This is a genomic window from Blautia sp. MCC270 (genome assembly GCF_018785605.1).
GTDB lineage: Bacteria > Bacillota > Clostridia > Lachnospirales > Lachnospiraceae > Blautia_A > Blautia_A fusiformis.
In genome coordinates this window covers 1-12101 of sequence record NZ_WQQD01000043.1, presented here as the reverse complement: position 1 = coordinate 12101, position 12101 = coordinate 1, and the positions used below count along the sequence as shown (strand labels likewise).

Annotated in this window: 9 protein-coding genes and 7 tRNA genes; 13 read left to right on the top strand and 3 right to left on the bottom strand. The window is 44.7% G+C overall.

What is annotated here, in order from left to right:
- Positions 1–83: 83 nt before the first annotated feature.
- The 7 genes from GPK58_RS10885 to GPK58_RS10855 all read left to right on the top strand — a co-directional run bounded on the left by GPK58_RS10885 (position 84) and on the right by GPK58_RS10855 (position 782).
- Positions 84–157: transfer RNA gene (locus GPK58_RS10885), tRNA-Asp, on the top strand.
- A 29-nt stretch (positions 158–186) separates the two neighbouring features.
- Positions 187–259: transfer RNA gene (locus tag GPK58_RS10880), tRNA-Val, on the top strand.
- 8 nt (positions 260–267) lie between these two features.
- Positions 268–349: transfer RNA gene (locus GPK58_RS10875), tRNA-Tyr, on the top strand.
- Between the two features lie 7 nt (positions 350–356).
- Positions 357–429 (top strand) — tRNA-Thr (locus tag GPK58_RS10870).
- Positions 430–444: 15 nt separating this feature from the next.
- Positions 445–518, top strand: a tRNA-Met gene (locus GPK58_RS10865).
- A 5-nt stretch (positions 519–523) separates the two neighbouring features.
- A tRNA-Phe gene (locus GPK58_RS10860) sits at positions 524–596 on the top strand.
- Between the two features lie 113 nt (positions 597–709).
- Positions 710–782 (top strand) — tRNA-Lys (locus tag GPK58_RS10855).
- A gap of 248 nt (positions 783–1030) precedes the next feature.
- Here GPK58_RS10855 and GPK58_RS10850 read toward each other — a convergent pair.
- Together GPK58_RS10850 and GPK58_RS10845 are read right to left on the bottom strand one after the other, a co-directional pair.
- Entirely contained in the window at positions 1031–1450 is a 420-nt protein-coding gene (locus tag GPK58_RS10850; protein ID WP_092071782.1) for a DUF3592 domain-containing protein, read from the bottom strand.
- Positions 1451–1499: 49 nt separating this feature from the next.
- A complete protein-coding gene (locus tag GPK58_RS10845) occupies positions 1500–2693 on the bottom strand; it encodes a metallophosphoesterase (protein WP_215638643.1) in 1194 nt (397 codons plus the stop codon).
- Between the two features lie 174 nt (positions 2694–2867).
- Between GPK58_RS10845 and GPK58_RS10840 the strand changes: the two genes are divergently transcribed.
- From GPK58_RS10840 to GPK58_RS10815, 6 genes are all read left to right on the top strand, one after another.
- Entirely contained in the window at positions 2868–3737 is an 870-nt protein-coding gene (locus GPK58_RS10840; protein ID WP_173769039.1) for a SpoIID/LytB domain-containing protein, read from the top strand.
- Between the two features lie 165 nt (positions 3738–3902).
- Positions 3903–4871 carry a M23 family metallopeptidase gene (locus tag GPK58_RS10835; RefSeq protein ID WP_084449199.1) on the top strand — a complete coding sequence of 323 codons (969 nt, stop codon included), beginning with the start codon at positions 3903–3905 and terminating at the stop codon, positions 4869–4871.
- Between the two features lie 255 nt (positions 4872–5126).
- On the top strand, positions 5127–6107 hold the full coding sequence (locus tag GPK58_RS10830) for a LacI family DNA-binding transcriptional regulator (protein ID WP_021652887.1): 981 nt from the start codon (positions 5127–5129) through the stop codon (positions 6105–6107).
- Between the two features lie 544 nt (positions 6108–6651).
- Positions 6652–8586, top strand: coding sequence for a PTS beta-glucoside transporter subunit IIBCA (locus tag GPK58_RS10825; protein WP_114002872.1), 1935 nt, complete (start codon positions 6652–6654; stop codon positions 8584–8586).
- 1 nt (position 8587) lies between these two features.
- The gene (locus GPK58_RS10820) at positions 8588–10015 is read left to right on the top strand and encodes a glycoside hydrolase family 32 protein (RefSeq protein WP_215638642.1); all 1428 of its coding nucleotides are present in this window, start codon (positions 8588–8590) and stop codon (positions 10013–10015) included.
- Between the two features lie 374 nt (positions 10016–10389).
- Positions 10390–10632: a GIY-YIG nuclease family protein gene (locus tag GPK58_RS10815; RefSeq protein WP_118626573.1), complete on the top strand. Its 243-nt coding sequence runs from the start codon at positions 10390–10392 to the stop codon at positions 10630–10632.
- 96 nt (positions 10633–10728) lie between these two features.
- Here GPK58_RS10815 and GPK58_RS10810 read toward each other — a convergent pair whose 3' ends face one another.
- On the bottom strand, positions 10729–11547 hold the full coding sequence (locus tag GPK58_RS10810; protein ID WP_215638641.1) for an ATP-binding protein: 819 nt from the start codon (positions 11545–11547) through the stop codon (positions 10729–10731).
- Positions 11548–12101 lie beyond the last annotated feature (554 nt).

Sequence of the window (12101 nt, the reverse complement as noted above, 5' to 3'; positions counted from 1 at the left end):
AACGCAGGTTAAGAATTGATTCAAAGAGTTTGATTAACGATCAACAAGCATGTATGTAGTTTTTAAGGTACAAACCTTAAAATGGCCCAGTGGCTCAGTTGGTTAGAGCGCCGCCCTGTCACGGCGGAGGTCGAGAGTTCGAGTCTCTTCTGGGTCGTTACAGCTTAGCTGTAATGAATTAAATATGGGATCTTAGCTCAGCTGGGAGAGCATCTGCCTTACAAGCAGAGGGTCATAGGTTCGAGCCCTATAGGTCCCATAGATTATGGATGGATTCCCGAGTGGCCAAAGGGGGCAGACTGTAAATCTGTTGGCACCGCCTTCGAAGGTTCGAATCCTTCTCCATCCACTTAAATGCCGATGTGGCTCAATTGGCAGAGCAGCTGATTTGTAATCAGCAGGTTATCGGTTCGAGTCCGATCATCGGCTTTTAACATTTAATAACGCGGGGTGGAGCAGTCTGGAAGCTCGTCGGGCTCATAACCCGAAGGTCATAGGTTCAAATCCTGTCCCCGCTACTTATGCCCAGATAGCTCAGTTGGTAGAGCAGAGGACTGAAAATCCTCGTGTCGCTGGTTCGATTCCGGCTCTGGGCATGTTTTAATGTAAAACATACGAACGGCTGGTTAGAAAAAGCCTGAGCATGTTTTAATGTAAAACATATGAACAGCTGGTTAGAAAAAGCTTGGGTATGTTTTAATGTAAATATGGGGTATTAGCTCAGTCGGTAGAGCACTTGACTTTTAATCAAGTTGTCCGGGGTTCGAATCCCCGATGCCTCACTTTTTAAGTGGATCAGATAAATTCCCATTTATTGCTCAAGGCAGTAGGTGGGAATTTTGTTTTATATCTGTGGAAGACGGTTACGTTGTGATTCAGCGTAACCGTCTTTTTTATATCATAGAAAATTACGTACTGACGAACGAATCAGCAGAGCCATCGAGTAGGATTTCAATGGTAGGAGTATGTCAATGCGATAAAAAAAATATTATGGACATTTTCGACAAAATTAGAGCATAGCTGTACAGTATTAAGACTTTATCATAAGAATGAGCAGGAAATCTGTTATGATCAGGATTACTAGGAAGACAATAGAGATGGTCATAGAATAGATATTCTGGATCTGGTTTGGATTCTGCGGATCACATTTGATCTGAACATGCTTTCCGGGGGCTTTGCCAAGGCGTAAAAACTCGATTCGGTCAGCTGTGTAATTTTGTTCCTTGTAGGTGTAAGAGTACTTCACATAGTTATGATAATTGGAACTATGAGGCTTGTTAGGATTATTTGAGCGGCTGACAGATGATATAACAGCATCTACAGGTACGTAATCATGATATTTTATGGCGGAACAGATAGTTATTGCCAGAAAAAAAACAGTTCCAATTACGCAGCAGCCCAGAATAACCGGTAAAATTTGTCGGGCTTTTGGATTTACGGTGACACTCATGATTTTTCTCCTTTCTTGGTTGATAGTCTGATAATTTATGGGGGATTAATTATGCAGGATAAAAATGTACTGTGATCGAACAGATCTCGCTGTTTGTGGCAGTACGCATATTCGGGCCCCATATGCCGGCACCGGAGGTAACGATGTTGTGCATAGTCCCCTTTTTCAGGTAACCGCAGGAATTTTCCCAGATCAGTCCGGTGATGATGTTCAGAGGGAACAGCTGGCCGTCATGAGTATGGCCGCAGAGATCAAGGTCTGCGCCTGCGGCTGCCACTTCATCCAGCTGACCGGGCTGATGATCCATAAAAATAATCGGGAGTGTTTTGTCAAGGGAGGCTGTAAGCTGGTCAGGATCCTTACGGGTGTCGGACATTTTTCGGCAGCGTGAAGGATCCTTACGGCCTGTCAGATAAAACCGTTTATCTATGAGGACGGTTTCGTCATCGAGAAGCCGGATGTTGGCAGATTCCAGAAAATTCCGCATTCTGGGATCATCATAATCTTTTTTTGCATTGCGGAAGGTAAAACCGGCCAGAATCGGTTCGCTGAGATCATGGTTGCCCCAACAGGCATAAACGCCGTATCTGGATTTCAGCGAACGGAGAATGGCCGCTGTTTTTTTCGGGTTTTTGATCCCTTCATATTCGTTATCAAAAATATCGCCGGCAATACAGATCAGATCCGGATCTTCGGCGTTGATCTTTTTTACAAGAAGCCTGGCATGTTTTTCTCCGATACTGTAACCGAAATGAATGTCTGCGAGCAGGACAATCTTCAGGGAGTTCATTCCCTTCACCTGCTTGTCTATTTTCACATCATAAGTTTTTGTCTTAATGTTCCACTGATTAAAAATCCCATAGAGACTGACACCAATGATCAGAAGGGTGCAGACAGCGCCTGTGACTACGAAGGCTTTCCGGGAATACATCCAGGCCGGATGAAGCGTATGCTTCAGGATCAGTCTGCAGAGATCTGTAGTTACGATTACGATCAGGATGTAAAGAAATGTTCCCTGAAAATAATTTGCCGTATTTTTCAGGATGCGATGGAGCGCAGGGGGCTTCCGGATGAGAAAACAGGTCAGAAGAGAAGTGGACAGAAAAATATAAACACCTGCAAAGCATGCCCGGAACGCAAAGGTCTGGAAAAAATGAGTGCAGGCACCCATCCACAAAATCATCCAGCGGACGATATAAATATTAATGAGAATATATAATGGTGCGAGAAAGATGGCAAGCATGGTGTGTGATACCTCCATTCGTGGCAAGCAATAAGCGGTGAGCAGGACTGATCGCTGCAGATACTTTTTGGATTGATACATAGCATTTCCATAAATTACTGCAACATGTTCGGAATAACTTTTTTTGATGCATTGATTCATAGAACTGCTATAGTATACAGCAAATAATAATTTTTGGCAAAAGAACATATATTAGGAAAAAGAACGCTTATGGTGCTTTTTATGAAAAAATATGCGCTTCTTCGATATTGTCTGGTGTTTTTAGCAATTGTTCTTCCTTATTTTTCGGCGGCAACCATTAATGGACCAGAGAGGGTCCTGGCAGAGAGGGTGCCGGATATGGAAGAATATCTCCCGGTCATTGTTTTTTCGCAGATTTCCCCGGATATGAAAAAAGAAACCATAAAGGCGCAGACTGTGATCGCACGGTCGAATATTCAAAGGTGGCTGGGCGAGGGGAAAAATCTGGCAGAGATCCTGAGGGAAAACGGAAGTACAGAGGAAGTCTGGAGATATTTTTTTGCAGAAAAAAGGCAGATCTATGAGCAGGCAGCAAAAGAGACGGATGGACAGGTACTTACATATGAAGGAAAAGTGAGGCTGACTCCCTGGCATAAGAGAAGCGCAGGGAAAACCCGCAGCGGGGAAGAGGCTTTTCATGATGAGGCGTATACATATCTGAAATCGGCAGATAGCAGCGAGGATAAAAAATCTCCGGATCATATAAAAATCGTGGAAATTCCTGCGGGGCAGCTTTCCGGGGAGCTGAAGATCAAAAAACGGGACAGTGCCGGTTATGTGACAGAGCTTACGATTGGGGAAACACTTCTGGAGGGAGAAAGCTTTGCAGCGGGAATGGGACTGGAATCCGCGAATTTCAGTTTGAAGAAAAAGGATGATATTTATTATCTGCGAGTGTGTGGTAGCGGTCATGGTGTGGGATTTTCCCAGTTTGGTGGAAATGAGATGGCAAAAAACGGAAGCAGTGCGGAGGAAATCCTGGAAAAATATTTTCCGGAGATGGATCTGAAAGCTGAGGATTAAAGAAAGTCAGGCATCCGAAGCAACGTCTGATAAAAAAATATTCAAAAAATGAATAGACAGCCATATTCTGGACACTCTATAGATATAGAAATGGTGACCGAAACGGCAGCTTTACTGTTTTTTCTGTTACTGAAAATGAACATATCAGACAGAGGTGGAAAGAATATGAAAAGTAAAATCGTGAGAGGTATTATCAACGGAGGTGTTCTGGCAGCAGTGGCGGCACTTGGGATTACTGTTTATCAGCTTGGAACAAAGCCCATCGCAGAAAATCCCCAGGAGGAAAATTCTGTACAGGTAGAAGAGACCGGGCTGGAAGAGGAGCTTTCGGACGGGGAAAACGCAGAGGATGCGGCAGCTGCCGGAGATGGCTGGCAGGATGTAGCACAGGATGAGATCTCTGATGGAGAAACCGGAGATGAAGCAGGTCTGTCAGGAGCTTCAGAAGCCGGAGCAGATGGAGTGACAGGAAGCATCCGTGAGACTGCAGGAAGTGGTACAGCCGAAAATGCAGCGGCAGATGCAGATAATGGAAGTGGTACGGATGATAGGAGCGTGTCTGCGGCGGCAGGTGCAGACAGAAGCCGCACAGATGGCACTGGAAATACAGCAGATAATGCCGGAAATACATCGGCAGAGGGAGCGGTGAATAACGGAGCTGGAGCTTCCACAGATACCGCAGAGACCTCAGCTGTCGGAATTGCGGCACAGGCTTTGGATTTTACGGAGGATTCTATTATGGAATGGCCGGTCAGAGGAACGGTTCTTGTGGATTACAATATGGATGAAACCGTATATTATCCGACTTTGGATCAGTATCGTGTGAGCTCTGCCATTGCTTTGCAGGCAGTGGAGGATGCGCCGGTGTATGCAGCGGCTGATGGTCAGGTGCTTTCTGTTGTACAGGATGCCTGTACGGGAACGACTGTGACTATGGAGCTGGGAAATGGTTATCAGGCAGTATATGGGCAGCTGAAGGACCTTACTGTGGCAGAAGGTGACACAGTAAAGGAGGGTGAAGTGATCGGAAATATCAGTGCACCTACCAAATATTATTCTGTAGAAGGCCCGAATCTTTATTTTGCAATGAAAAAGGATGGCGTGCCAGTAGATCCGTTTGAATATCTGGAATGACAGGGAAAACCGAAAAACAGATATGCCGGGGAGATTTTTGGAAACAGAGTATGGAGGATACGGGATGGGAGGTATATGCATCCCGTATCCTCTGTCTTGTGAAGCGTATTAGTGAGAACGGAGTGAGCAGTAATAAAAATTTCCATTTACATAGGAAAAGAATCTTTTTTACAGGAAAGAAACCGTGTATAATCTATATTATAAATATGCATACAAGGACGGATATAACAGGACAAAAGAAGAGGTACATAAGTTATGAACATTAATGAAATAGCCAGGCTTGCCGGAGTTTCCAGAGCTACGGTATCCAGATATCTGAATAATGGATATGTCAGCAGTGAAAAAAAGGAAGTCATCCGCAGGGTGATCCAGGAGACAGGATATCAGCCATCCTCCCAGGCACAGACACTGCGGACCAAAAAAACCAGTCTCATCGGTGTCATCCTTCCAAAGATCAATTCAGATACCATAAGCCGTGAGGTGACAGGGATCAGTGATATTCTTACACGGAGAGGATATCAGCTTATTCTGGCCAATACCAATAATGATGTGGAAGAAGAGCTGAAATACCTTTCTCTGTTTAAAGAACGTCAGGTGGACGGAGTGGTTTTTATTGCTACCATGTTTACCAGAAAGCATAAACAGATGCTGAAGGATTATAAGGTACCGATCGTGATCCTGGGACAGCATCTGGACGGATATCCATGTATTTATCAGGATGATCATAAAGCAGCTTTTCAGGTCACGGAGAAGCTGGCGGAGAAGGGGAAAAAGTTTGCCTATATCGGCGTTACAGATAAGGACGAGGCAGTTGGTGCCTGCAGGAAAAAGGGTTTTATGGATGCTATCCATAAAGCTAAGCTGGAGGTCGTGCCGGAGAGGATGAAGATTGGAAGCTTTACCATGGATTCCGGGTATGAGATGGCAAAGGAGCTTTTTGAGGAGGAGCCTTCCATAGATTCTCTTGTGTGTGCTACGGATACTATGGCGGTGGGAGCCATGACTTATTTGAAGGAGATCGGGCTTCGCATTCCCGAGGATGTTCAGATCGCAGGGATTGGGGATGGAGTTCCGGGTAAGATCGTGGAACCGAAGCTGACAACGGTACATTTTTATTATAAGACCAGCGGAATGGAGGCAGCAGCCATGCTGGCTGATCTTATTGAGAACGATACCGGGATCAGCAAGGAAATAAAAATGGGATGTGAGCTTGTGGAACGGGAATCTCACAGGTAACAGAGAATATCCTCGCAGACAGAGGAAGAAATTATAAGTTATTGTGGAACAGGAGCAGATCTTTTGGGAGAAAAAGACCTGCTTCTTTTTTTGTGTGGTGCTGTGTTATGGCTGAGCAAACACAGAAAAATGCCAGATTTTTTCTGCGATGTCCTGACTGGTTTGTCTGTCTTGCATCTGTTCTTATGGAATATGTACAATTTTGACCGAAGAAATTTGTGAGATGTTGCGGATTTACAAATAATAATGCAGTAGTTATAATACAAGTAAGATATGAGAACGATTCCACATAATAACGCAAGCAACAACATAAAACAAACCATTGAAAAGTGTTAAAATCATCAAAAAACTTAAAAAAATGGAAAGATTATCGTTCCTTGTATGAATGGATATATGAAATCAATCTCATAAATAAATGAAAAACAATGGATCAGAGATAATAAATCCCGGGAAGCTGAAGAAAGAACAGACAGATCTGATCCGAAGAAAGGGAAAGAAGAAAGAGATGACTGTCCGGGAACAGTAGCAGAAAAGGAGGAAGGACATGGATTACAGAAAGACAGCACAGGAAATCTATGATCATGTAGGAAAGAAAGAAAACATCATTTCCGCGGCGCACTGTGCAACAAGGCTTCGTCTGGTCATTGCGGATAATGACAAGGCGGATAAGGAATATGTAGAGAACATCGACGGTGTGAAGGGCGTGTTTTTCGCACAGGGACAGATGCAGATCATCCTGGGAACAGGAGTTGTAAACAAGGTTTATGATGAATTTATCCAGATCGCCGGAATATCAGAGAGTAGTAAGGATGAGCTTAAGAAGGTGGCAGCATCCAAGGCTAATCCAATACAGAGACTGATCAAGACACTGGGAGATATTTTTGTCCCGATCATCCCAGCTATCGTAGCCAGCGGATTTTTGATGGGAATCATGGAAGCCCTGAACTTCATGGTAAACAACGGTTTCCTGAATATTAACACCAATGGTTCCATTTATGTATTTGCACAGCTTTTCAGTAACACAGCGTATACATTTCTGCCGATCCTTATCGCTTACAGTGGTGCGAAGGTATTCGGTGCCAACCCTTATCTGGGTGCGGTTATCGGTATGATCATGATCCATCCAAATCTGCAGAATGCCTGGACTGTTGCAACAGAGGGTGTGCAGGCAACGCAGAAGGTATGGTTTGGACTTTACTCCATTGACATGGTGGGATATCAGGGACATGTGATCCCGGTTATCATTGCAGTATGGGTACTGGCACAGATCGAGAAAAGACTTCATAAGATCGTACCTGCAATGTTCGATCTTTTTGTAACACCACTTGTCAGTGTTTTTGTAACCGGTTATCTTACACTTTCCATTATCGGACCGATCTTCGTAGCTGTTGAGAACGGACTTCTGGATGGGATCCAGTGGCTGATCGCACTGCCATTTGGAATCGGAAGCTTTATCATGGGTGCCTTTTATGCACCGACTGTTGTTGCCGGTGTTCATCACATGTACACTATCATTGACCTTGGACAGCTGGCCAAATTCGGCGTTACCTACTGGTTGCCACTTGCATCCGCAGCTAACATTGCACAGGGTGGTGCAGCTCTTGCTGTAGGCCTGAAATCCAGAAATCAGAAGATCAAATCCATGGCTGTTCCTTCTGCCTTAAGCGCATGCATGGGAATCACAGAGCCGGCAATCTTCGGTGTAAACCTCCGCTTCGGAAAGCCTTTTATCATGGGCTGCCTGGGTGGTGCATGCGGAGCACTTTTTGCCTCCATTAGCAGTCTTGGTGCCACAGGAACAGGTGTTACCGGTATCTTCGGAATCCTGCTGTGCCTGAATAATCCGGTTTCTTATATACTCATGTTTGTCATCGCATTTGGTGTGGCTTTTGTACTCACATGGATGTTCGGATATAAAGACGAGGTACAGGAAACAGCTGGGAAAAATATTGAAACAGAGAAAAAGGCAGGTGCTCCGGCAGAGAATGCTGAGATGAAATCTGCGGAGAAAAAAACAGCTGAGAGCGGTGTGCAGACTCTCTACAGCCCGCTTGAGGGAACTGCAATCCCGCTTTCAGAAGTAAAAGATGCGACCTTTGCATCTGAAGTCCTTGGAAGGGGCATGGCAGTGATTCCGTCCAAAGGTGAAGTAAAAGCACCCTGTGACGCTACGGTTTCTACAATTTTTGACACAAAGCATGCCATCGGGCTTGCGACAGAAAGTGGTCTGGAGCTGCTGATCCATATCGGCGTTGACACCGTTGAACTTGGCGGTAAATTCTACACCGCTCATGTAAAGGACGGTGACGTGGTCAAAAAAGGCCAGACACTGATCACCTTTGATATGGATGCTATTAAGGCAGCCGGCTATGATGTGACCACACCGCTGATCGTAACCAATACCGATGATTATGAAGAAGTAAAAATGCTTGCAGAAGGAACAGTAAATAATGGTTCTGAAGTACTGGAGGTAAAATAAAATGAGTTCTCTGACCAAGGTACTTGCAGAGGAAGTGCGAAAAATCGAGGAAACGGCAGCAGTTGATAGGACGATGCAGACAAACCGTCTGACCCATCATCTGATGCCGCCTGTGGGATGGCTCAATGACCCGAACGGATTATGCTGGTACAAGGGAAGATATCATGTGTTTTTCCAGTATTCTCCGTTTGAGGCCAACGGTGGACTGAAATTCTGGGGACATTACTCCAGTGAAGATATGATCAGCTGGAGATATGAAGGGGTTCCGCTTCTGCCGGACAGCATTTATGACTGTCATGGTGTTTACTCAGGCTCTGCCATTGCGGAGAAAGATAAGCTTCATCTTTTCTACACAGGAAACATCAAGATGGATGGAGATTATGATTATATCAATAACGGAAGGCAGTCCAGCACTCTTCATGTGGAGAGTGCGGACGGCCTTCATTTCGGAACAAAGGAGGTTGCAGTTTCCTGCGAGGATTATCCGGAGAATTACACCTGTCACATCCGTGACCCGAAGGTCTGGAAGGAGGGGGAAGAGTACCGGATGATCCTTGGCGGCCGTCAGAAAAGCGACCAGGGCGCCGTACTTTTTTACAGATCCGAAGATCTGAAGAACTGGAAATTTGACAGTGAGCTTACTACAGAAAAGGCATTCGGATACATGTGGGAGTGCCCGGATTTTTTCACTCTTGAGGGACAGGAGGTGCTTTCTGTATCTCCCCAGGGACTGATCAGAGAAGAGTTCCGTTTTCAGAACATCTATCAGTCCGGATACTTTATCCTGAAGGATGGAAAGCCGGAGGAAAAAGCTTTCCGGGAATGGGACCACGGCTTTGATTTCTATGCACCCCAGACATTCCAGGATGGAAAGGGCAGACGGATCCTGATCGGCTGGATGGGAATGCCGGATGCAGATGAGGAGTATGTGAATCCTACAGCAGAGAGCGAAGGCTGGCAGCATTGCCTGACTGTTCCAAGGGAAGTTACGTATAAAAACGGAATGCTTTATCAGTATCCGGTGGAAGAACTGAACGAGCTGAGAAAGACTGGCGTTTCTGTCAGCGGTTCCAGTGCGGAGATTCCGGTGAATGGACCGTTTGATCTGGATGTTCAGGTAAAAGGTGAGCAGGGTAAAGTGAGCCTTGGAGAAAATCTCTTCCTGGAATATCAGGACGGAGATATGATCTTAACTCTCTCCGAGAAGGCCGGTGCCGGACGTAAAGTACGTAAGGCGCATGTTCCGTCCGGTGTGATCGAAAGCATCAGAGTTCTTGCGGATACTACAGCTGTGGAAATCTATGTGAATGGCGGAGAGGTTGTTTTTGCCACCAGATATTATCCGGAAACGCAGGAGCAGGCTGTGAAGGTGGAGGCTGTGGAGTGTGATGGGAAGATTTATGTGCTGAAGAATTATGTGATGGAGTAGGCTGGGCTTATTGATCGTGAAATACAGCAAGATCAGAATACGAATACCTATAGAGCAGCTATGCAGTGAATTCCATATTCACAGAAATAAGAAATGACCGTATAATAAAGCAGGTGGGAAAATCCGCAGCCGGAATCCCGACCTGCTTTATCTTTGTTATAAGTGAAATACATGAATTGTGCCGGCTGCTTGAGTATAGAAGGATGGCTGCTGAAGAAATGTTGGTGGCTGTCTTTACATAGAAGGAAGGATATCAGCTGTCGGGATATCGGTCTTACAGGACGACAACGATCTGTGTGGCTACTGTCGGAAATGGAAATGTACTGGCATTTGGCATTGTATTGCATAAATTTTTTACAGAAGAGGAGACTGCTATGAACTATACATACATCGTGCAGTGTGCAGACGGCACGCTCTACACCGGCTGGACAAACTGCCTTGCCAGACGGATGAAAGCCCATAATGAAGGCAAAGCAGGCGCCAAATATACCCGGGCCAAAAGGCCGGTGAAGCTGGTGTATTATGAAGGCTTTGCCACAAAGGAGGAGGCCATGAGCCGGGAGTACCGGATCAAGCAGCTGACCAGGGAGAAGAAGCTGGAGTTGATGAGGTTTTGAATTTTGATAAACATTTTGATATTTCAAAAGGCCTCAAATGTGTGGAGCATTATGCAGCGGAACTGAAAGATAAGGATATGTATGTTCTGCTGAATCTTATTGGTATCTCAGCATAACAACTGAATCAAAGGTATCTCCATTGTCGATCCACTGACAGCTACCATCGTTTTTTGCACAGATATCTTCAATTATGGACAGACCGAATCCATGGTTGGGGATATCTTTTTTTGATGTTTTGTGGTTGAATGGTTGTGCCGGATCTTTGCTGTTTTTCATGTGGACAGTAAGAAAACCGGCGGACATTTTTGATGTTACAGAGATAAACGGTGCTTCAGAACCGGAAGCGTTGCAGCTTTCTATTCCATTATCCAGCAGGTTGAAAAATATACTGCTCAGTTCCGAAGAGGGAATATTGGATTTCTCCGGAAGAAGAACCTCGTAGGTAACTTTGATATTTTTCTGCATGGCAAGAAATCTTTTGTCCGCAAGGATGGCGTTGATCAGGCTGTCCTGACAGATGGGATGGAAACGTTCTCTCTGAAAATCATCGGTTATGGCAGGCAGGTAGTCCTGGATCTTATCATATTCGTTCGTTTTCAGGTAATTCTGAAGTGTCTCAAGTTTCCGGATGGTAGACTGCTGGAATTCTAGAGTCTCCTGCTTTCTGGAAACAAACAGCTGCTCCTGTTCTTTCTGTAACTGTTCCTGCTTCTGAAGAGCCTGAAATTTTGCCTCTTCCTGAGCATTTTTGAGCGATCGTCTGGCAAGAAGGTAGATCCTGCGGTAAGTGAGGGCCAGAAAAAAGAGAAGCATTATCTGGCAAAACAGAGCATATTCCTGTAGCAGAGCTCCCAGGAAAAGAGATGCCTGAACACAGAAAAATTCTATAAAAAGAATAGTAAAGCCTCGTTTCATAAAGTCCTCTTTTCCGGCGGAAGTTCTGAAAGAATTGTTTCTAGATATACATCTGCCTCAAGATATTTTTGGGTGCGGATCAGATAATTCAGTGAAAAGAGATGGTTTTCCATATCGTGATTCCATTTTCGCACAGATTGATATTCTTGTTCCATTTCGGTTGTATATTCCAGCTGTTTCTGAAGAAAACTCATCTGCTGAACCAACAGTTCGTGTCTTTTTTCTCTGAGAGAAATGTTGTGAAAAGCCCTGGCTATGATCAGACAGCAGAGAAGATTGAGAAACCAGTACAATACGATCAGCCATTTTAACAAATGTAGCAAGAATTCTCCCACCTCTTCAGGTGGTGAGATGAATTGCACATCTGAGCATATCTGCTCAAAAAAATCTCTATAGTATAAAAGAAACACTTGTTCTCTCTTCCCTGATGTAGTATACTGAAAAGAACAATTAGTTCATAAATACATATCCGTCGATATAAGAAAAAGGATGATAAATATAATGGAGTTAGACCATGAAAGATGCATTCTGGGGTCAGATATTCTGTCTGCTCA

Coding starts and splice junctions, on each gene's coding strand:
- GPK58_RS10810 (WP_215638641.1), bottom strand. CDS start 11,547: ATGAAACGAGGCTTTACTATTCTTTTTATAGAATTTTTCTGTGTTCAG.
- GPK58_RS10815 (WP_118626573.1), top strand. CDS start 10,390: ATGAACTATACATACATCGTGCAGTGTGCAGACGGCACGCTCTACACC.
- GPK58_RS10820 (WP_215638642.1), top strand. CDS start 8,588: ATGAGTTCTCTGACCAAGGTACTTGCAGAGGAAGTGCGAAAAATCGAG.
- GPK58_RS10850 (WP_092071782.1), bottom strand. CDS start 1,450: ATGAGTGTCACCGTAAATCCAAAAGCCCGACAAATTTTACCGGTTATT.
- GPK58_RS10845 (WP_215638643.1), bottom strand. CDS start 2,693: ATGCTTGCCATCTTTCTCGCACCATTATATATTCTCATTAATATTTAT.
- GPK58_RS10835 (WP_084449199.1), top strand. CDS start 3,903: ATGAAAAGTAAAATCGTGAGAGGTATTATCAACGGAGGTGTTCTGGCA.
- GPK58_RS10830 (WP_021652887.1), top strand. CDS start 5,127: ATGAACATTAATGAAATAGCCAGGCTTGCCGGAGTTTCCAGAGCTACG.
- GPK58_RS10825 (WP_114002872.1), top strand. CDS start 6,652: ATGGATTACAGAAAGACAGCACAGGAAATCTATGATCATGTAGGAAAG.